The sequence below is a fragment of the Sphingobium sp. HWE2-09 genome (genome assembly GCF_035989265.1).
Taxonomy (GTDB): Bacteria; Pseudomonadota; Alphaproteobacteria; order Sphingomonadales; family Sphingomonadaceae; genus Sphingobium.
This window is the reverse complement of the sequence record NZ_JAYKZX010000003.1, coordinates 1,736,496-1,756,787: the sequence shown is the minus strand read 5'-3', so window position 1 is coordinate 1,756,787 and position 20,292 is coordinate 1,736,496. Positions and strand designations below refer to the sequence as shown.

Sequence of the window (20,292 nt, the reverse complement as noted above, 5' to 3'; positions counted from 1 at the left end):
TCCTGCATGTGTATTGTTACGATAATACACATGGTCGATGGCGGTTCCAAGCCCCTTGTTCGTCGGACCGGTTCAGGCATGATAGCCTCTTGAAATTGCGGAGTCCCCTTCTCGATGCGCCTTCCCCTCCTTGCCCTTCCCCTCCTGTCGATGATCGCAGCCACCGCCCATGCGGCGGAGCCGGGCGATGCGGGCGCGCGCTGGTGGGCGCATGTGCAGGCGCTGGCGAATGATGGCATGGAGGGGCGGGGCACCGGCACGCCCGGCTATGATCGCGCCGCCGATTACGTCATCGCGCAGTTCAAGGCGCTGGGTCTGAAACCCGCCGGGATCGACGGCTACAAGCAGCCGGTCGCTTTCGTCGAACAGGTGGTCCAGTCCGACCGCAGCCGCGCGGCGCTGGTGGGACCGCAGGGGGAAACGGCGCTGGCCGTGCCGGGCGACCTCATCTTTTCGGGCAGCGGCGGTCCGGTCCCAGATACTATCGACGCGCCGATGGTCTTTGCCGGTTACGGCCTGCACCTGCCTGAAGTCGGGCATGATGATTTTGCGGGCCTGGACCTGAAAGGGAAGATCGTCGTCGTCCTGTCGGGCGGACCGGCCGACATTGCTGGCGCGCTCAAATCCCATGCCCGGTCGGAACGGGCGCATTGGCTGGCGGAGCAGGGCGCGCTCGGCCTCATCACCCTGGTGACGCCCAAGCAAGTGGAGATACCCTGGACCCGGCGTATCGCCTTGGCGGGCGCGCCCGCGCTCTATTATGCCGACGCCGCCCTGCGCGAAACGCAGACGCCTTTCCTGGGCGCGCAGTTCGACCCTGCCAAGTCCGCGCAATTCTTCGCAGGCACCGGTCAGGATTTCACCGCGATCGCGGCGGCGGCGGATGCGTCCGCGCCGGTCGCCAGCTTCCCGCTCGCCCTGCGTTTCAAGGCGCAGGTCGCCGCCCAGCACCGCGACCTGTCATCGCCCAACCTCGTCGCGGTCCTGCCCGGCAGCGATCCGAAGCTGCGGCCCGAATATGTGGTCCTGTCGGCGCATCTCGACGGCTATGGCGTCGGCACGCCGATCAAGGGCGACGCCATCTACAATGGCGCGTTCGACAATGCGTCGGGCGTCGCCAGCCTGCTGGAAATCGCGCGTGCGCTCAAAGCCAGCAAGGTGAAGCCCAAACGCTCCATCCTCTTCGCCATCGTCACGGCGGAGGAGAAAGGACTGCTCGGCGCGCGCTATTTCGCCCGCCGCCCGACCGTGCCGCAGTCCAGCATCGTCGCCGACCTCAATTTCGATATGGCTCTGCCGATCTTCCCGCTGACCAGCGTGACGCCGATCGGCTACGACCAAAGCTCACTTGGCAAGGATGCGGCGGTGGTGAGCGCGCAGATGAACCTGCCGATCACGCCCGATCCCTTCCCGGATCGCAACGTCTTCATCCGGTCTGACCAATATGCCTTCATCCGCGAAGGCATCCCCGCGCTCTTCTTCAAATATGGGTTCAAGGCGGGTACGCCGGAAGCGGAAACGGAGAAGGCGTGGCGGGCGAATATCTATCATTCGCCGTTCGATGATCTGAACCAGCCGGTCATGCCCGCGGAAAGCGCGAAGCTGAACGATTATGTGACGGCGGTCACGCTGCGGGTGGCGAACGGCGCGCAGCGGCCGACATGGAATGCGGACAGCTTCTTCAAGCGCTTCGCAAAATAGGTCAGTCCGGTGCCTGCTCGTACAGTTCCAGCGGCAGACCGTCGGGGTCGGCGAAGAAGGTGAAGCGCTGGCCGGTATAGTCATCGACCCGGATCGGTTCGCAAACGACGCCCGCCGCATCCAACCGCGCCACCTCAGTATCGATATCCTCAACGATGAAGGCCAAGTGGCGCAGTCCGCACGCCTCCGGTCGGCTGGGCCGGGCAGGGGGATCGGGGAAGGAGAAAAGTTCGATCTGCGCATTGCCCGTATCCAGATCGCACTTCCACGACTGCCGCTCGGCGCGCCAGACTTCGCGGATGACCGGCAGGCCCAGTATGTCGCGATAAAAGACCTTCGAGCGGTCATAGTCGGAACAGATGAGGGCGATATGATGAATGGCGCGCATGGGTTGGATGTAGGATGATGGCGCGGTTATGGGAATGGTCGATGCTTGAAATCTAGTCATGCCCCTCCCGCCTGCGGGAGGGGCAGCGAGACTTGCTCGCGAAGCGAGTTAGTCGCAGCAGGGTGGGCAAAAACGACCTTGCGCTTGCCCACCCCCTAACCCCCTCCCGCTGGCGGGAGGGGGAATAAGCCCAACTTCGGCCGCTCCCATCGCTCGCATCAAGGCTGCGGCAACCGCCCCTTCATCGCGTCGATCCGGTCGTTCTGCTGATCGACCAGCCCAAGCGCCGCGCTGCGCGCCGCGTCGATATCTTCAAGTCCGCCACCCGCCTTACCATCGGCGAGGGCGTTGCTGCGCTGGACATAGAGCGTATCCAGGCTGGCGAGCGCCGACACGCTATCGTTGCGTGCGGATTCCAGCGCGCTGATCGCCACTTGCGCCGCGACCCAGGCGTCGCTCGATACCGAAGCGCCCTTCGCCGCGCCGACGGCCCTGTCCGCCCGCGCATAAGCGGCGTCGAAAGCGGCGGCGCCCTTGTCCGCCTGGCCGACATATTTGGCGATTTCCGCCGACAGGGCGGCGTCGGCCGGGACCGGCGCGGGCGGGGGGCTAAGTTTTGCGACCGGGGCGCTTTCGATCGGGCGCTTGGCGAGCGAGGGATAATTTTGCGGCGCGCCGGTACAGCCCGACAGGAACAGGGCAAGGGCGGTGAGGAGGCGGCGCGGGTTCATGCCTGACATCTAGGGGGACGGGGCGTGCAGCGCAATGGCGTCAGCGCCCCGTCGCCACCGTCAGGCCGCCAGTGCCGCGGCTTCGCGGGCCAGCGCTTCGATCTTCGCTCCGTCCACCGGTCCCTTGGGCACCACCCAGCTGCCGCCGACGCATTTGACGAAAGGCTGGGCCAGCCATTCGGGCGCGCTCTGCGCCGTGATGCCGCCGGTGGGGCAGAAGCGGGCGGTATGCAGCGGCGCGGCCAGCGCCTTGAGCGCAGGCAAGCCGCCCGATGTTTCGGCGGGAAAGAATTTGAAGTGGGACAGGCCCATGTCCATGCCGCGCATGATGTCGCCCGCCGTCGCGGTGCCGGGCAGGAAGGGGATTTTCGCCGCAATCGCCGCCTTGCCCAATGGCTTGGTGAGGCCGGGGCTGACGATGAAGCGCGCGCCCGCCTCCATCGCTGCGTCGAGTTGATCGGGGTTCAGCACCGTGCCGGCGCCGACCACCGCGCCCTCCACGCTCGCCATTTCGCGGATCACGTCCAGCGCGGCAGGCGTGCGCAGCGTGACTTCCAGTGCGGGCAGGCCGCCCGCGACCAGCGCGCGCGCGATCGTCAGCGCGTCTTCCACGCGATCGACCACCAGCACGGGGATAACCGGGGCCAGGTCCATGACCTGCTCGACCGTCAATTTGCTCATCTCATATCTCCCTCAAAGCGTTTCCGTGCAGCGGTTGCTTTCGAAAACGCGCAAAATCAAACTGTTGAAAAAGGCTTCTCAGCCTTCGCGGAAAGCGGCGGCCGCTCCAAACAGGCCGATCTCGTCATGCACGGCCAGGCGGATTGGCACGGTCGCCATCAGGCTTTCGAACCGGCCCTTGGCCTTGAACCGCGTATGAAAACCGCTGTGCGAAAGGAAATCGCGCATCCGCTGTGTCAGGCCGCCCGCCAGCACCACGCCATGCGGCCCATGCGCCAGCGCCAGGTCGCCCGCGACCGACCCATAGCAGAGGCAGAAGCGATCCAGCGCGCGCCGAGCGAACTCGTCCGTGCCCTCCAGCGCGGCCTGCCACAATTCCGGGTCTTCCATCAGCATGACGCGATCATGGCCGATCGTCGCCATCGCCTTGTAGATATAGTTAAGGCCCGGTCCCGACACTATCCGTTCGGTCGATACCCGCAGGAATTTGTCGCGCAGATAAGAGAGGATCTTTTCCTCCATCGGGTCGAGCGGCGCGAAGTCCAGATGCCCGCCCTCGGTCGCGATGACATGGGGTTTGCCCTGATCATAGGCGATCATCGCGACGCCAAGGCCGGTGCCCGGGCCAAGGACGGTGACGCCGCCATCGGTGGGGAAGGGTTTTTCCTCGCCGAACAGCAGCGGCAGATTTTCGGCAGGCAGGCGCGACACCGCATGGGCGACCGCTTCGAAATCATTGACCAGGCGCACCGTGCGCATCCCGATATCCTGCGCCAGCGTGTCGGCGCGGATCACCCAATTGCTGTTGGTCAGCTTGATCACGTCGCGCCCGATCGCGGTGGCGAAGGCGATCGAGGCAGCGTCAGGCAAGGGGCCGTCGCCCGCTTTCTTCTCATCCTCGACAAAAGCGGCCCAGCAGGCTTGCAGGCTCTGATGGTCGGCGACCTTATATTTGCGCACGGTGCCAAGCGTCGGCACGCCCTGTTCGTCCAGCGAAGCGCGGGCGAAGCGTGCGTTGGTCCCGCCGATGTCGCCGGCGATGATGTCGGTCATATAGTCTTCCAGTCATGTGTTCCCGCGAAGGCGGGAACCCAGTCCCGCTCTCCGAACTGGCTCCTGCCTTCGCAGGAGCACGGCCCACCTAAATCTCGCTTTCCATCGCCGCCAGGATCGGCGACGCGCCCTGTTCGGCCAGGTCGCTATGGTGGCGGAACAGTGCGAACAGTTCGCGCCCAGTGTCATAGGGCGGCGGCGGGGCGGCGGGGATGTCGCGGGCATCCCATGTTGCGGCATCCACCAGCGCCTCGACCGTGCCGGTTTCCGCACAGACCCGCACCAGGTCGCCGTCGCGCAGCTTGCCGATCGGGCCACCGCCCAGCGCTTCGGGCGACAGGTGGATGGCGGCAGGCACCTTGCCCGACGCGCCGGACATGCGCCCATCGGTCAGCAATGCGACCTTGAACCCGCGATCCTGCAACACGCCCAGCGCCGGGGTCAGTTTGTGCAGTTCGGGCATCCCGTTGGCCTTTGGCCCCTGGAAGCGGACCACGACCACCACGTCGCGCTCCAACTCGCCCGCCTTGAATGCGCGCAGCACATCGTCCTGATCCTGGAAGATGGCGGCTGGCGCCTCGATCGTCCAGCGTTCCGGGTCGACGGCGCTCACCTTCATGACGCAGCGGCCGAGATTGCCCTGCAGCAGCTTCATGCCGCCATCGGCGCTGAACGGGTTGGACGCAGGCCGCAGCATCGCTTCGTCGCGGGAGGCAGTCACATCCTTCCAGACCAGCGCTTCGTCCTCCAGCACCGGCTCCTTGCCATAATCGGTCAACCCCTGCCGCGCGACCGTCAGGATGTCGCGGTGCAGCAGCCCGGCATCCAGCAATTCGCGGATCACCACCGCCATGCCGCCTGCCGCGTGGAAATGGTTCACGTCGCCCGATCCGTTGGGATAGACCCGCGCCAGCAGCGGCACGACGTCGGAAATCTCGGCAAAGTCGGTCCAATCGACATGGATGCCCGCCGCCCGCGCAATGGCGGGGACATGAATCGCATGATTGGTGGAGCCGCCCGTCGCCATCAGGCCGATGATCGCATTGACGATCGCCTTTTCATCGACGCAATGGCCCAGCGGTCGGTAATCATCGCCATCCCAGCCGATGTCGGCGATTCTGTGCGTCGCCGCGCGGGTCAGTTCGCTGCGCAGCTTCGTGCCCGGATTGACGAAGGCGGAACCGGGCATGTGCAGGCCCATCATTTCCATCATCATCTGGTTGGAGTTGGCGGTGCCATAGAAGGTGCAGGTGCCCGCGCCATGATAGGAAGCGCTTTCTGATTCCAGCAATTCGTCCCGCCCGACTTTGCCTTCCGCATAAAGCTGGCGGATACGCACCTTTTCCTTGTTGGCCAGGCCCGAGGGCATCGGCCCCGCCGGAACCAAGATGGTGGGCAGATGCCCGAAACGCAGCGCGCCGATCAGCAGGCCCGGCACGATCTTGTCGCAAATGCCCAGCAGCAACGTACCTTCGAACATCGCATGGCTCAGCGACACGGCGGTCGACAGCGCGATCGTGTCGCGGCTGAACAGCGACAGGTCCATGCCCGCCTGCCCCTGGGTCACGCCGTCGCACATGGCGGGCACGCCGCCTGCCACCTGCGCCGTCGCGCCCACTTCGCGCGCGGCGATCTTGATCTGTTCGGGATAGCGGCCGAAGGGCTGATGGGCCGACAGCATGTCGTTATAGGAGGTGACGATGCCGATATTCATCGCCCGGCCGGTACGGATCACCGCCTTGTCCTCGCCACTCGCCGCAAAGCCATGGGCCAGGTTGCCGCAGGACAATTGATCGCGGTTGGTGCCCGCGTCGCGGCCCCGTTCGATCAGGTCCAGATATTTCAGGCGCGAAGCAGCGCTGCGCTCCACGATACGATCGGTGACCTTGGCGATCACCGGATGCAGGTCAGTCATGCCAGCTGGCTCCGTCACGTTCGATAAGGGCAATGGCTGAGGATGGTCCCCAGTTCCCGGACGAATAGGGCGACACCTTCATGTTCGCGTCCTTCCACCCGTCGATGATAGAATCGATCCACGTCCATTGTGCTTCCACTTCGTCCCGCCGCACGAACAGCGTCTGGTCCCCGACCAGCAGGTCCAGGATCAACCGTTCATAGGCGATGCGGCGCCGCTGCCCGGCGAAAGCGGCGGTCAGCGACACGTCCAGCGTCACTTCGTCCAGCTTCACCTGCCGCTCCAGACCCGGTCTTTTGCTCATGATGGTCAGGCGAATATATTCCTCCGGCTGCAACCGGATGATCAGCGTATTGGCCTCCAGCCCGGACCCATGCCCGTCGCGACCGAAGATTGAATGGCGCACCGGCTTGAACCGGATCATGATTTCGGACTGGCGCGCGGGCATCCGCTTGCCGGTGCGCAGGTAGAAGGGCACCCCTTGCCAGCGCCAATTGTCGACATAGGCCTTAAGCGCGACAAAGGTTTCGGTGTCGGACGCTTGGCCCAGTTCGTCGGCATAGCCGGTGACGATCTGGCCCCCGACCGCGCCGGGCGTGTATTGGCCGCGCACGCTATGACTCTTGACCGTTTCCGCCGTCATCGGGCGAAGCGAGCGAAGCGCCTTCACCTTTTCGTCGCGCACGGCGGTGGGGTCCATCCGCGCGGGCGGCTCCATCGCGATGATCGACAGGATCTGGAGCATATGGTTCTGCACCATGTCGCGCAGCGCGCCGACCCCGTCATAATAGGAAACCCGGCCTTCCAGCCCGACCGTCTCCCCTACGGTGATCTGCACATGGTCGATCGCGGTTGCGTTCCACAAGGGTTCGAACATGACGTTGCCAAAGCGCAGCGCCAGCAGATTCTGCACCGTTTCCTTGCCCAGATAATGGTCGACGCGGAAAATCTGCTCTTCGGCGAACAGCGCACCGATGCCGTCATTGACCTGCCTGGACGATGCCAGATCCTTGCCGATCGGCTTTTCCATCGCGATCCGCGTCTTGGCCGTGATCAGGCCCGCCTGGCTTAGCCCCTGCGCGGTCGGCGCGAACAGCGATGGCGGGGTGGACAGATAGACCGACAGGCCGCGCTCCAGCCGCCCGTCGATCCGCTCGGCCAGTTTCGCGAACTGATCGGCATTGCCCGCATCGACCGGTTGATAGCTGATCATCGCGGCAAAGCGCGTCGCGACGTCCTCGTCATAGCGGTCGGCCGCCAGGAACTGGCGCAGCGCATCGTCCACTTCCTTGCGGAAGGCGGCGTCGTCCATCTCCGACCGGCCGGACGCCAGGATCAGAAAGTCGTCGGGCAACAGGCCATCGGACAGCAGATTGTAGAGCGATGGAAAGATCATCCGGCGGGCCAGATCACCGGTGGCGCCAAATAGTAGAAACGTAGCAGACGGCTCGGTCAAAGGATGGTCCTTCTCCGTTTGAAATTGTCTATGTCTGCACGAAGCCGCCCTTATAGCGGTCGCGGATCGTTACGCAAGCAAGCTGATGGCTGTCCTGCCTGTCGCGCCATATTGGCGGACGCGCGGCAAAAGGTCGAGGGAACTTCCCGCAATTTCGCGCGATTTAATCAGCGGATATGCCAGCCGGAACGATCGACCGGCTGCCATGATCCCTGCACGAAAACGGGCCGATCGGGTCCGTCCGCCCATGAACAGTTCGAAAATTTCAGGAGAATGTCTGATGGCCCAGGTCGCAACCCGCGATGGCGCGTCGCTGCACGTCAAGGATATGGGCAATGGCCCGCCGGTCGTGCTGATCCATGGCTGGCCGCTAACCGGCGATATGTGGGAATATCAGACGCTGGCGCTGGTGGAGGCGGGCTATCGCGTGATCACCTATGATCGGCGCGGCTTCGGCCAAAGCAGCCATCCTGCGACCGGTTATGACTATGACATATTCGCGGACGATCTGGCGGCGGTGCTGGACGAACTCGACCTGCAACAGGCGTCGTTGGTCGGCTTCTCGATGGGCGGCGGCGAAATCGCCCGTTATCTCTCGCGCCACGGTGCAGGCCGCATCGCGCGCGTCGCGCTGATTGCGTCGGTCGTGCCCTATCTGCTCAAGGACGACAGCAATCCCGACGGCGTCGACATCGGCGTGTTGCAGGACATGAAGGATCAGGTGCGCAAGGATCGGTTCGATTTCCTCCAGACCTTCGCCAAGACCTTTTACGGCGTCGGCTGGGTAACCAGCCCGGTCAGCCAGGGCGTGCTCGACTGGAGCTTCATCCTGGGCGTGATGGCCAGCCCCAAGGCGACGATCGATTGCATCGACGCGTTCGGTCAGACCGATTTCCGGGGCGACCTGGCGGCCTTTACCGTGCCGACGCTGATCATCCACGGCACGGCGGACAAGACCGTGCCGATCGACCCCACCGGACGCGCGGCTGCGGCGGGCATCCCGCACGCCAACTTCATCGAATATGACGGCGAACCGCACGGCCTGTTCGCGACCGCGCCCGATCGGTTGAACGGCGACCTGATCGATTTTTTGAGGGGCTGAGCCATGGCGACGCTCATAGCGCAGCCGATCAACTGCACGCTCAAGCGCGACGACGGGACGCCCAGTTCGACGGACGCGATGATCGCACTGTTGGCCAAAGAGTTCGCAGCGCGGGACGTGGCGGTGGCCGACACGGTCCGTATCGCATCCCATAATGTGCTGGCTGGCGTCACCTCCGATGAAGGGGAGGGGGACGACTGGCCGGGCATACGGGAACAGATATTGGCCGCCGACATCCTCATCTTCGGCACGCCGATCTGGATGGGGCAGGCGGGCAGCGTTGCAAAACGGGTGCTGGAACGGATGGACGCCTTCCTGTCCGAAACCGACGATCAGGGGCGGATGCCCAGCTATGGCAAGGTCGCGGTCGCGGCGATCGTCGGCAACGAAGATGGCGCCCATGCCGCGTCGGCGCAGATGTTCCAGGCGCTGAACGATGTCGGTTGGACCATTCCTGCCGTCGCCGCCTGTTATTGGGTGGGGGAAGCGATGGGATCGGTGGACTTCAAGGATTTGAAGGACACGCCGGACAAGGTCGCCCAGACCGCGAAGATGGTTGCGGGCAACGCCACGCATTTGGCGGGATTGCTCAAGGCCAGTCCCTTTCCGGGCGAAGAGGCGTAGGGATATGATGGGAAGGAGGCGCATATCGGCGCGCCTCCTTCCCATCGGTCTGCTGATGTCAGGCGGTTGTCGAAATGCGCCCACGCCAATTGAGGATATGCGCCCCTGCCAGCATCAGGCTGCCCAAGACGGTAAGGGCCGTTTCGACCAAGTGGCTATCGGTCGCCAATGCGCCAACGGTCATCAGCGCAAGTCCGGCGACGCCCATGCTGAGCAGTCCTATAGCGCCATGGCGACGCCATCCCTGCGTCAAGGCGAACAGACTGGTCGGCACCGCAGCCGCCAGCATGATCAAGTGAAAGGACTCGCTTGGATCGATACGCCCGGCAAGGGCGGGGAGGAGCGCGAACAGCAACGGCAGACCCAGGCAATGCAATGTGCATAGCGAGGAGGCGCAGAGCGCAAACCCGTCCAGCCATTTGCTCTTCGCGCCGGTCGAACGCTGTGGCCGTGAATCGATTTCACCAAACGCCATTATCCATCCATTCAATGATATAACATAACATATGTGACTGCCATTTGGGCTTGCCCGGACATGCTGTCAAGCATCGGGAACGGACTTTCGACATGATGTTCAATTTTCGGCTGGACGCCCGCGCCGGATTTTGTCATCTGGCCCGACCAGCCGTGCGGGCGTGGTGAAACTGGTAGACGCGCCGGACTCAAAATCCGGTTCCGCAAGGAGTGTCGGTTCGATTCCGACCGCCCGCACCATATCTGGCTTGGTCTGCGATCACCCTATCGCCTGCGCTTCATATCGGCGGCCCGACCAAAGGCTGCAATCTATAGAGCGCGCGACTTCATCACCGAAATCGGTCCCATCGCGCCCGGCCAAAGTTGCACTCTGTAGCGGTCGTTGCCGTCCAAGCCATCGTCGGATAGATCGTCCAGCCCGGCATAGGATATCCGCGCCCGATAACTGCCGGGCGAGAAGGAAAAGCGTGGCGCATCGTCAGGATTGTCGGTGCAGCCGAAGGCGATGATCGTGCCGGAGGGAAAGGCAACCCCGCACTCGATCACCTGATCCCATTCCGCAAAATCTTCCACCGGTTCGCCATCCAGCATTTCGAGCGTCACGGGCACATGCATATTCCGCGCGGTGCCAACCGCCAACAGATCGGGGCCGACCGCCAGCATCCGATCGGTCGCGACCGCGTCCCAAAGCGTGCCGGTATCCGTCTGAAATTGCGCATCGCAGACGTAGAATTGAAAATAGTCGGCGAACAGAGTGAGATGGTGAAGCTGGCTCTGCATCATGACGGCGTATCGCACCCCACGCCGCTTTGCCATCCTACGCGCCGGAAAATCACCGCAGATCCGTCATCGCCCGCCCTGCGCCTGAAACCATGGCACCATGCGTGCGATGGCGTCTTCCACCCGGTCGGTCGACACCGCAAAGCTGAAGCGGATGAAGTGGTGACCGTCCGCCGGATCGAAATCGATTCCCGGCGCGGTCGCCACGCCGGTGTCGCGCAGCAACCGCTGGCAGAAATCCAGACTGTCGTCGGTCAGGTGGCTGATGTCGGCATAGATATAGAAAGCGCCATCGGGCGGCGCGATGCTGGCCAGGCCCAGCGCGGGCAGGGCGTCCAACAGCAATTGCCGGTTGCGGCGATAGCTATCGACATGCCCCTCCAGTTCGTCCGTGCAGTCGAACGCCGCCAGCCCCGCGCGCTGCGCCAGCACCGGCGGCGTCAGGAACAGATTGCCCATCCGCGCCCGCGCCGCGTCGATCAGCGCCGGCGGCACCACGATCCAGCCCAGCCGCCAACCGGCCATGCTGTAATATTTGGAAAAGCTGTTCACGATCACCGCGTCGGGCGCGAACTCCAGCATCGAATGCGCGGGTTCGCCGAAACTCAGCCCATGATAGATTTCATCGGAAATGATGCGGATGCCGCGCTCTGCGCATACCGCCGCGATCCGGGCCAGTTCGTCCGCCGGGATGATCGTGCCGGTGGGGTTGGCGGGACTGGCGAGGATCAGGCCGTCCGGTGCGGGATCGATCGCGGCCAGCGCGTCGGCACTGATCTGGTAACGTTCGGCGGGGCCACAGGCGACTTCGACTGGTTCCAGATAGAGCGCCTTCAAATTGTTGCGATAGGCGACATAGCCCGGCCGCGCCGTCACCACCCGCGCGCCCGGCGCGAACAGGCAGGTCAGCGCCAGCACCAGCCCTGGCGACGCACCGCAGGTCAGCAGCACCTGTTCGGCATCGACCGCAATGCCATGCCGCTCCCGATAGTGGCGCGCGATCCGTTCTTTCAGCGCCTGGCTTTCCCAATAGCCCATCGGATCAGTGTCCAGCACCTGATGCGCCACGGCGATCGCGGCGGCGGGCGCGCCGGTCGACGGCTGGCCGAACTCCATATGCAGGATGGAGCGGCCCGCCGCTTCGAGCGCATGGGCTTCGCGGCTGATGGCGATGGCGTGGAAGGGGGAGATATCGGCGATCATAGGAGCGGCCTAGAGCGATTGCGGCGGAAAGGAAACAGGATCGGCGGGGTGGTTGGGCAGGCCGACCAGCAACCATGGCGATGGCCGGGACGTTAGGCCGTAATGGACATGACGCTGATCACCGCTTTGCAATATTATGGAGCAGGGGCAGCGACGATCGCGGCGTTGGTCGTATCGCTCAATCTTGGCCGTCGTATAACCGGTTGGGCATTCGTCCTGTTCGTCACCTCGTCGATCGCGCTCGTCGGCTGGGGCTTCCTCAGCGAAGATAGCGAAGGCATAGGCTGGCAGAATGTCGCCCTGCTGGTGATCAACGCCGTCGGCGTCTGGCGCTATCTGATCTCAAAACATGAGGTGCGGGATTGAATCTGCCCCTGCAAAGGGGAGGATTTATGCTTCCGCGATCCACACATTGATCGGCACGACGTCCTGCAACAACGCCAAGCGGATCGGCAGGTCTTCGACCGGACCACCCGCCAGCGCGCGATCATAAACCGCCTTCTTACCCGCGCCGCTAATCTGCAGGAAGATATGGCGGCTTTGTAAAATTCCGTGGGCGGTCAAGGACATACGCTGGTGCGGCGCGACCGGCGGGGTTGCCGCAATAGTCAGCGCCTCGCTCGCCAAACCTTCCGCCAGTTCCGCGCCTTGCGGGAAGAGCGATGCGGTATGCCCATCATCCCCCATGCCCAGCAGCACGATATCCAGCGGCCAAGGCAGGTCGGCAAAGGCCGCTTCGACACCCGGCTGCCCGGCATAGGCGTCCGCGGCATCGGTCTTCATCGCCACGAACCGCGCCCGCGCCGCCGCGCCCCGAAGCAGCGTATCGCGCACCAGCTTCTCATTGCTGTCGTCGCTGTCCGGCGCGACCCAGCGTTCGTCCACCAACGTCACAACGACCTTCGACCAGTCGAGGTCGGCGGCGCTGAGCGCTTCCAACACCGGCCGGGGCGAACGCCCGCCCGACACAGCGATGCTGGCGATCCCGCGCGCCACAATGGCGTCGGACAGGATCGCTGCGATGCGTGCAGCCAGATCGGCGGCGGCCTGCGCTCCGGTGGCGAAAAGATGTTCGGTCGGCATGGCGCTTACTCCGCAGCGTCTGGAAGCGTGCAGATGTCTACCCATTCCGCCCCGGTCAAGGCCGCGAGCCGGTCTGGCGTCAGTTCGACCGAAGTCGTACGCGATCCCGCCGCCGGAAAGACGGTGGGGAAAGCCTTGAGCGAGACGTCGCAATAGACGGGCAGGGCGGACGCCAGGCCGAACGGGCAGACGCCGCCGACCGGATGCCCGGTAATGGCCTCCACCTCATCGCCGTTCAACATGCGCGGCTTGGCCCCCAGCGCCGCCTTCGCCTTGCCATTGTTGAGCCGGGCGTCGCCACGCGTGCAGACCAGCACGATCCGCTCGCCGACACGTAGCGACAATGTTTTGGCGATCCGCGCCGGTTCCACGCCCAGCGCGGCGGCGGCCTCGACCACGGTCGCGGTACTCACGCCCTGGTCGATGATCGTCACATCGGGCGCGCGTTCCGCCAGGAAGGCGCGGGCGCTGGCCTCGCTCATCCGCGCTCGCCCAGCTTGCGCTCCCATGCCAGCGCATGGGTGACGATCTGGTCCAGGTCGGCATGGCGCGGTTCCCAGGGGAAGGTCGCCAATATCGCCTGATTGTCGGAAATCAGCTGGCCCGGATCGCCCGCCCGGCGCGGCGCCATGACCCGCTTGATCGGATTGTTGGTCGCGCGGTCAACCGCATCCAGCACCTCCAGCACGGAAAAGCCCCGGCCATAGCCGCAATTGAGCAGATGGTTGCGCTCCGGCTCCGCCATCAGCGCCTCCAACGCCAGCAGATGCGCGGCGGCCAGGTCGGTCACATGGATATAGTCGCGCACCCCGGTGCCGTCCGCCGTATCGAAATCGGTCCCGAACACGGCGACGCTCTCCCGCTTGCCCAGCGCGGCCTCGACTGCCACCTTGATCAGATGCGTCGCGCCCGCCGTGGACTGGCCTGTCCGCCCCTCCGGGTCCGCCCCCGCCACATTGAAATAGCGCAGCGCGCAGAAGTTCATGGGGTGCGCCGCCGCGACGTCGCGCAGCATATATTCGGTCATCAGCTTGGACATGCCATAGGGATTGATCGGCCGCTGCGGCGTATCCTCCCGCACCGTCTCCACCTCCGGCGTGCCATAGGTCGCGGCGGTGGAGGAAAAGATGAAATGCGGTACGCCCACCCGCACCGCGCTTTCGATCAGATCGCGGGTCTTGGCGCTGTTGTTATGATAATATTTGAGCGGGTTTTCGACGGATTCCGGTACGACGACCGACCCCGCAAAATGCATGATCGCCTTGATATCATGCGCGCGCAGCGTCGCTTCCACCAGCGGCTGGTCGGCAATGTCGCCGCGCACCAACGTCACGTCCTGCGGCACGGCCCAATCGAATCCGGTGACCAGATTATCGATCACCACCACGCCATAGTCCGCGTCCTTCAGCGCCAGCACAGCATGACTGCCGATATAGCCCGCGCCGCCCGTGACCAGGACCGTTGGTTTGTCGCTCATGCTCTTACCCCAGTAACATATGTGTTCCCGCGAAGGCGGGAACCCAGTCCGGCGACAGAACTGGGTTCCCGCCTTCGCGGGAACACACGGTATAATGTTCGCTCCGCTCTATCCGAGAGTGTCGAACATTTACAGGGGTGTCATGCCGCCTGCGCGATCGCGGGCCGATAGAACGTCGCGCCGCTCGCCGCCATGTCCCGCAGCTGCGCCGTCGGCGCAAAGCGCGGACCATGCGCCGCCGCCAGCCGATCCAGCGTCGCCACGACATTGCCGATGCCGACCGTGTCCATATGGCTGAACGGCCCGCCGGTATAAGGCGCAAAGCCCCAGCCAAAGATTGCGCCGATATCGCCATCTTCCGGCATTTCCAGCACGCCTTCCTCGAAACAGCGGGCGCATTCGATCAACTGGCGATAGAGGAGCCGCTCCTTGACTGCCTCGACATCCGGCTGTTCCTCCGTACGCGGAAACATCTCGCCCAGGCCCGGCCACAGATGCTTCTTGCCGCCTTCGGGATAGTCGTACCAGCCCTTGCCATTCTTCCGGCCCAGCCGATCCGCCTCGACCATCCTGACCATGATGTCATCCGACCCTTGAGGCACATAGGCGTCGCCCAGTTCCTTCTTGGCCGCCGTCATAATCTTCCAGCCCAGTTCGATCGACACTTCGTCGCTGACGGCCAGCGGGCCGGTGGGCATGCCCAGCTGCTTGCCGGCATTTTCGATGAGCGCGGGATTGACGCCTTCGCCGACCAGTTCAGCGCCTTCCTGCACATAGGTGCCGAAACTGCGCGAGGTGTAGAAGCCGCGGCTGTCATGCACGACGATCGGCGTCTTCTTGATCTGGGCCACGAAATCCAGAGCCTTGGCAATGGCGGCGGGGCCGGTCTTCTCACCCAGGATGATCTCCACCAGCGGCATCTTTTCGACGGGCGAAAAGAAATGGACGCCGATGAAATTCTCCGGCTTCGTCCAGGCCTGCGCCAGCTTGGTGATGGGCAGGGTGGAGGTGTTGGACCCGAAGATGGTGTCCGCGCCCAGCACGTCCTCAACCTTTTTCGTGACTTCCGCCTTGATGCTCACATCCTCGAACACCGCCTCGATCACGAAGTCCGCGCCCGCCAGGTCGGCATAGTCCGTAGTCGGCGTGACACGCGCCAGCGTTTCCGCCAGCTTCTCCGGCGACATGCCCTTGCCCAGCCGCTTGGTGAGGACTGCCTCGACATGCGCCTTGCCCTTTTGCGCATAGGCCAGGTCGCGGTCGAACAGCACGACCTCGATCCCCGCCTGCGCGGCGACGGTGGCGATGCCCGCGCCCATCATACCTGCGCCCAGCATGGCCAGCTTAGTCGTCTTCGCCTTGGGCTGATCCTTCGGACGCCGCGCGCCGCGTTCGGCGGCCTGCTTGTTGACGAACAGGGTACGGATCATGTTGGACGCCTGCGGGTCGGCGGCGACCTTGGCGAAATATTTGCTCTCTATCCGGATCGCCCGGTCCATCGGCAGGGTGATGCCTTCATAGACGGCCGACAGCAAAGCGATGGGCGCGTTCATATTGCGCTGCGTCTGCTTCAGCGTCATCGGCAAGGCGCCCGCCATCGTCTGGACGAAAGCCGGATTGAACCCGCCCGCGCCGCCCGGCACCTTATAGCCCTTGACGTCCCATGGCTGGCTATTGGCATTGGGATTGGCCTTCACCCATGCACGCGCGGCCTCAACCGCCGTGCCCTGCGGCACCACGCCGTCCACGACCTTGAGCATCGCGGCTTCGGCCGGGCGGAACAGCTTCCCCTGGAGCATATACATCAGCGCCGCCTGCACGCCCATGATGCGGGGCAGGCGCTGCGATCCGCCGCCGCCGGGGAACAGGCCGATCAGGATTTCGGGCAGGCCCAGCTGCGTCTTGGGACTATCCCCCACGAAGCGGCGATGGCAAGCCAGCGCCAGTTCGAAACCGCCGCCCACGCAGGTGCCCTCGATCGCGCAGGCGACCGGCTTGCCGCTCGTCTCCAGACGGCGGAACAGCTGGTTGAGCAGGAAGACCTTGTCGAAGATCGCAGCGGGGGCAGGGCGCTCGCCATCGCCCGTCGCCAGCATCGACCCGAAATATTTCAGGTCCATGCCCGCCATGAAGCCGCTGTCCTTGCCCGACGCGATCACCGCGCCCTTGATCGCCGCCTCGGACGCGATCCGGGTGATGGCGGCGTCCAGATCGGCCAGGAAATCGGGGCCGATGACGTTCATCGACTGGTCCGGCACGTCGATCGTCAGGGTGGCGATGCCGTCTGCATCGATGTCGAAGTTGATGGTCTTCATGAGTTTGACCTTTACTCTCCGTTCGCCCTGAGCCTGTCGAAGGGCTTCTCTTCTTTGAAGAAGGAAGGGGCTTCGACAGGCTCAGCCCGAACGGGAAATGGAAGTTAGATACGCTCGATGATGATCCCGGTGCCCATGCCCGCGCCCACGCACAGATTGATGAGCGCGGTGCCCTTGCCGGACCGTTCCAGTTCATCCAGCGCCGTGCCCAGCACCATCGCCCCGGTCGCGCCCAACGGATGGCCCATGGCGATCGCGCCGCCGTTCACATTGATCTTGTCATGGTCCAGCTTCATAGCCTGCATGTAGCGCAGCACGACCGACGCGAACGCCTCGTTCAATTCCCACAGATCGATGTCGGCCGTGGTCATGCCCGCGCGGCTCAACAGCTTGCCCGCGACGAACTCCGGCCCGGTCAGCATGATCAGCGGCTCCGACCCGATCGACGCCATCGCGCGGATGCGCGCCCGGGGTTTCAGGCCGTATTTGTCGCCCATATCCTTGTTGCCGACCAGCACGGCGGCCGCGCCATCGACGATGCCGCTGCTGTTGCCGGCATGGTGGACATGATTGACCTTTTCCAGTTCCGGGTAACGCAGCAGCGCCACCGTGTCGAAACCCGGCATCTCCTCACCCAGCGCCAAAAAGCTGGGCTTGAGCGCACCCAGCGACTGCATCGTCGCTTCGGGGCGCATATGTTCGTCATGGTCCAGCACCACCTGGCCGATCACATCCTTGACCGGCACGATCGACTTGGCGAAGCGCCCTTCGTCCCAGGCCGCCTTGGCGCGGCGCTGGCTTTCCACCGCATAGGCGTCCACATCGTCGCGGCTGATGCCGAACTTAGTGGCGATCACGTCCGCGCCGATACCCTGCGGCGCGAAATAGGTTTTATATGCAACCGCCGGGTCCATTGCCCAGGCGCCGCCGTCCGACGCCATTGGCACGCGGCTCATCAATTCGACGCCGCCGCCGATCGCGAACATCGCTTCGCCCGAATAGACTTTGGCCGCGGCCATGTTGACCGCCTCCAGACCCGACGCGCAGAAGCGATTGATCTGCACGCCCGGGACGGTTTGCGCATAATCGGCGTTCAGCACCGCCACGCGGGCGATGTCCGCGCCCTGTTCGCCGACCGGGCTGACGCAGCCCAATATCACATCGTCCACGTCCGCCGTGTCGATCCCGCTGCGGTCGCGGACCGCTTCCAGCACCTGCGTCGCCAGCTGGATCGGGGTGATGTCATGCAGCGACCCGTCGGCCTTGCCCCGGCCACGGGGCGTCCTGACGGCGTCGTAAATATAGGCTTCCATTGTCTTTCCCTCTCCGCGGGCTGCCCTGCGGGCGCACTGGATGTTGGGGTGAAATGTATTTACGTTTACGTAAAGTGCAAGTGTCTATTATGCTGCGCACACAGGGCTCAGCATGCCGTAGCGGCAAGACGAAAATATCGTTTCAACTGTCCAACTCGCTGTCGCATTTTCCCGTCTCGATCATGCGAATCCCTATGATATTCATCGCCATGCGCATCGCGGCACTGGCGGAAACAGCGTGGCGGGGCGATCGTATCGTCGCATTGCGGTAAGGGCGCATGGAGAAGCGTTGCGTGGTCGCTATACCGCCTTATATCCCTTCGCATGGACAGCGTGACGCAAGCCTCAACTCAACAGCCGCCTTCGCCGCTGTCCATCCCCATCTTCCGCGCCATCTGGACCGCCAGCCTCGCCTCCAACTTCGGCGGCCTGATCCAGTCGGTCGGCGCGGCCTGGATGATGACCTCGCTGTCCGCCTCGCCGCAGTTGATCGCGCTGGTCCCGGCCGCCACCACGCTGCCGATCATGCTATTGTCGCTCTGGGCCGGGGCGGTCGCCGACAATCTGGACCGGCGCAAGGTCATGATCCTGTGCCAGGCGGCGATGCTGATCGTGTCCACCGCGCTGGCGCTCACCGCCTGGGCGGGGCTGGTGACGCCTTGGCTGCTGCTCGGCTTCACCTTTCTCATTGGTTGCGCCACCGCGATCAACGGCCCGGCGTGGCAGGCGTCGGTGGGGGACATGGTGCCCCGCACCATCCTGCCTAGCGCGGTCGCGATGAACAGCATGGGCTTCAACCTGGCGCGCAGCGTCGGCCCGGCGCTGGGCGGCGTCATCGTCGCGGTCGCAGGCGCGGCGGCGGCGTTCCTGACCAACGCCGTCAGCTATATCGCGCTGCTGGCCGTGTTGGCCCGCTGGCGGCCCGACCTGCCGCCCAAGTTGCTGCCGCGCGAAAGGCTGGGCGTCGCGATGCGGGCCGGGGTCCGCTACGTCGCCATGTCGCCCAATATCCAGATGGTGCTGCTGCGCGGTGCCGCCTTTGGCCTGGGCGCCAGCGCGGTGTCGGCGCTGATGCCGCTGGTCGCGCGCGACATATTGGGCGGTGGTGCCTTGACCTTCGGCCTGACCAGCGGCGCGTTCGGTATCGGCGCGGTGCTTGCCGCCCTGTCGACCCGCCACCTGCGCGCGCGTTTTTCGGTCGAAACGATCGTCCGTTCAGCGGCGCTGGTGCTGGCGCTCGGCACGGCCATCACGGGGGCCAGCAACTGGCTCGCGCTCGCCTTGCTCGGCTATATGCTGGCGGGCATGGGCTGGGTCACGGCGCTGGCGACCTTCAACGTGTCGGTTCAGATGTCCGCCCCGCGCTGGGTCGTGGCGCGGGCGGTGTCGCTCTATCAGATGACGGCGTTCGGCGGGATGGCGGTCGGCGCCTGGCTGTTCGGCTGGATCGCGGAGCAGCATGGCGTGGTCGAAGCGCTCTACGCCTCCGCCGCCGCGCAGTTCGCCGCCGCAATGCTGGGCCTGCTGCGGCGGTTGCCGCAAGTGGGCGAAGATAATCTCGACCTGCAAAATAGCTGGCGCGAACCCGACACGGCCGTCCAGGTCGAACCGCGCAGCGGCCCGGTGGTCGTCACCATCGAATATCGCATTCCCGCGGGGTCGGTCGTCCCGTTCCTGGCGGCGATGAGCGAGCGGCGGCGCATCCGGCGGCGCGACGGCGCTCATGGCTGGTCGCTGATGCGCGACCTGGGCGATCCGACGCTGTGGATCGAGCGTTATCATGTGTCGACCTGGCTCGACTATGTCCGCCATAACCAGCGCCGCACCGTCGCCGATGTCGATAACAGCCAGGCGATCCACGCGCTGCATAGCGGCCCGAACCCGCCGGTCGTCCACCGGATGCTGGAACGGCAGACCGGATCGCTGCCGATCAGCCGCGCACCCGACCCGCGCGAAATGGGCGATCCGATGACCGATCCCACCCGCTCCAACTAAA

The 20,292-nt window shown here is 64.6% G+C and carries 19 protein-coding genes and 1 tRNA gene; 6 read left to right on the top strand and 14 right to left on the bottom strand.

The window, feature by feature from the left end; all coding sequences use genetic code 11:
• The first annotated feature begins 114 nt into the window (after window positions 1-114).
• Entirely contained in the window at window positions 115-1,701 is a 1,587-nt protein-coding gene (locus U5A89_RS13950) for a M28 family metallopeptidase (protein WP_338161678.1), read from the top strand.
• A 1-nt stretch (window position 1,702) separates the two neighbouring features.
• Here U5A89_RS13950 and gloA2 read toward each other — a convergent pair whose 3' ends face one another.
• The 6 genes from gloA2 to zwf all read right to left on the bottom strand — a co-directional run bounded on the left by gloA2 (window position 1,703) and on the right by zwf (window position 7,925).
• Window positions 1,703-2,089 carry an SMU1112c/YaeR family gloxylase I-like metalloprotein gene (gene gloA2, locus U5A89_RS13945; protein WP_338163057.1) on the bottom strand — a complete coding sequence of 129 codons (387 nt, stop codon included), beginning with the start codon at window positions 2,087-2,089 and terminating at the stop codon, window positions 1,703-1,705.
• Between the two features lie 218 nt (window positions 2,090-2,307).
• Complete coding sequence (locus U5A89_RS13940; RefSeq protein WP_338161677.1) at window positions 2,308-2,820, bottom strand: hypothetical protein; 513 nt, start codon at window positions 2,818-2,820, stop codon at window positions 2,308-2,310.
• 60 nt (window positions 2,821-2,880) lie between these two features.
• On the bottom strand, window positions 2,881-3,501 hold the full coding sequence (gene eda / locus U5A89_RS13935; protein ID WP_338161676.1) for a bifunctional 4-hydroxy-2-oxoglutarate aldolase/2-dehydro-3-deoxy-phosphogluconate aldolase: 621 nt from the start codon (window positions 3,499-3,501) through the stop codon (window positions 2,881-2,883).
• A 78-nt stretch (window positions 3,502-3,579) separates the two neighbouring features.
• Complete coding sequence (glk, locus tag U5A89_RS13930; protein ID WP_338161675.1) at window positions 3,580-4,554, bottom strand: glucokinase; 975 nt, start codon at window positions 4,552-4,554, stop codon at window positions 3,580-3,582.
• Between the two features lie 88 nt (window positions 4,555-4,642).
• Window positions 4,643-6,469 carry a phosphogluconate dehydratase gene (edd, locus tag U5A89_RS13925; protein ID WP_338161674.1) on the bottom strand — a complete coding sequence of 609 codons (1,827 nt, stop codon included), beginning with the start codon at window positions 6,467-6,469 and terminating at the stop codon, window positions 4,643-4,645.
• Window positions 6,462-7,925, bottom strand: coding sequence for a glucose-6-phosphate dehydrogenase (gene zwf, locus U5A89_RS13920; protein WP_338161673.1), 1,464 nt, complete (start codon window positions 7,923-7,925; stop codon window positions 6,462-6,464). The genes edd and zwf overlap by 8 nt, the downstream gene beginning before the upstream one ends.
• 280 nt (window positions 7,926-8,205) lie before the next feature.
• Between zwf and U5A89_RS13915 the strand changes: the two genes are divergently transcribed.
• Window positions 8,206-9,027: an alpha/beta fold hydrolase gene (locus tag U5A89_RS13915; RefSeq protein ID WP_338161672.1), complete on the top strand. Its 822-nt coding sequence runs from the start codon at window positions 8,206-8,208 to the stop codon at window positions 9,025-9,027.
• A gap of 3 nt (window positions 9,028-9,030) precedes the next feature.
• Entirely contained in the window at window positions 9,031-9,651 is a 621-nt protein-coding gene (locus tag U5A89_RS13910; RefSeq protein ID WP_338161671.1) for a flavodoxin family protein, read from the top strand.
• A gap of 58 nt (window positions 9,652-9,709) precedes the next feature.
• Here the strand turns inward: U5A89_RS13910 and U5A89_RS13905 are convergent, their stop codons facing one another.
• Window positions 9,710-10,126, bottom strand: a complete 417-nt coding sequence (locus U5A89_RS13905; protein WP_338161670.1) for a MerC domain-containing protein — start codon at window positions 10,124-10,126, stop codon at window positions 9,710-9,712.
• Between the two features lie 154 nt (window positions 10,127-10,280).
• Here U5A89_RS13905 and U5A89_RS13900 point away from each other — a divergent pair.
• Window positions 10,281-10,365 (top strand) — tRNA-Leu (locus U5A89_RS13900).
• Between the two features lie 69 nt (window positions 10,366-10,434).
• Here U5A89_RS13900 and U5A89_RS13895 read toward each other — a convergent pair.
• Together U5A89_RS13895 and U5A89_RS13890 are read right to left on the bottom strand one after the other, a co-directional pair.
• Complete coding sequence (locus tag U5A89_RS13895; RefSeq protein ID WP_338161669.1) at window positions 10,435-10,905, bottom strand: hypothetical protein; 471 nt, start codon at window positions 10,903-10,905, stop codon at window positions 10,435-10,437.
• A gap of 66 nt (window positions 10,906-10,971) precedes the next feature.
• Window positions 10,972-12,108: a pyridoxal phosphate-dependent aminotransferase gene (locus U5A89_RS13890; protein ID WP_338161668.1), complete on the bottom strand. Its 1,137-nt coding sequence runs from the start codon at window positions 12,106-12,108 to the stop codon at window positions 10,972-10,974.
• A 102-nt stretch (window positions 12,109-12,210) separates the two neighbouring features.
• Between U5A89_RS13890 and U5A89_RS13885 the strand changes: the two genes are divergently transcribed.
• A complete protein-coding gene (locus U5A89_RS13885) occupies window positions 12,211-12,474 on the top strand; it encodes a hypothetical protein (RefSeq protein ID WP_338161667.1) in 264 nt (87 codons plus the stop codon).
• A gap of 24 nt (window positions 12,475-12,498) precedes the next feature.
• Here the strand turns inward: U5A89_RS13885 and pgl are convergent, their stop codons facing one another.
• The 5 genes from pgl to U5A89_RS13860 form a co-directional block, all read right to left on the bottom strand.
• Window positions 12,499-13,191: a 6-phosphogluconolactonase gene (gene pgl / locus U5A89_RS13880; RefSeq protein ID WP_338161666.1), complete on the bottom strand. Its 693-nt coding sequence runs from the start codon at window positions 13,189-13,191 to the stop codon at window positions 12,499-12,501.
• Between the two features lie 5 nt (window positions 13,192-13,196).
• Window positions 13,197-13,673 carry a YbaK/EbsC family protein gene (locus tag U5A89_RS13875; RefSeq protein ID WP_338161665.1) on the bottom strand — a complete coding sequence of 159 codons (477 nt, stop codon included), beginning with the start codon at window positions 13,671-13,673 and terminating at the stop codon, window positions 13,197-13,199.
• Window positions 13,670-14,668, bottom strand: a complete 999-nt coding sequence (galE, locus tag U5A89_RS13870; RefSeq protein ID WP_338161664.1) for a UDP-glucose 4-epimerase GalE — start codon at window positions 14,666-14,668, stop codon at window positions 13,670-13,672. The genes U5A89_RS13875 and galE overlap by 4 nt, the downstream gene beginning before the upstream one ends.
• Window positions 14,669-14,808: 140 nt before the next feature.
• Window positions 14,809-16,983, bottom strand: coding sequence for a 3-hydroxyacyl-CoA dehydrogenase NAD-binding domain-containing protein (locus U5A89_RS13865; protein ID WP_338161663.1), 2,175 nt, complete (start codon window positions 16,981-16,983; stop codon window positions 14,809-14,811).
• 104 nt (window positions 16,984-17,087) lie between these two features.
• Window positions 17,088-18,296, bottom strand: a complete 1,209-nt coding sequence (locus U5A89_RS13860; protein WP_338161662.1) for an acetyl-CoA C-acetyltransferase — start codon at window positions 18,294-18,296, stop codon at window positions 17,088-17,090.
• 324 nt (window positions 18,297-18,620) lie between these two features.
• Between U5A89_RS13860 and U5A89_RS13855 the strand changes: the two genes are divergently transcribed.
• A complete protein-coding gene (locus U5A89_RS13855; protein WP_338161661.1) occupies window positions 18,621-20,291 on the top strand; it encodes an MFS transporter in 1,671 nt (556 codons plus the stop codon).
• The last annotated feature ends 1 nt before the right edge of the window (window position 20,292 follow it).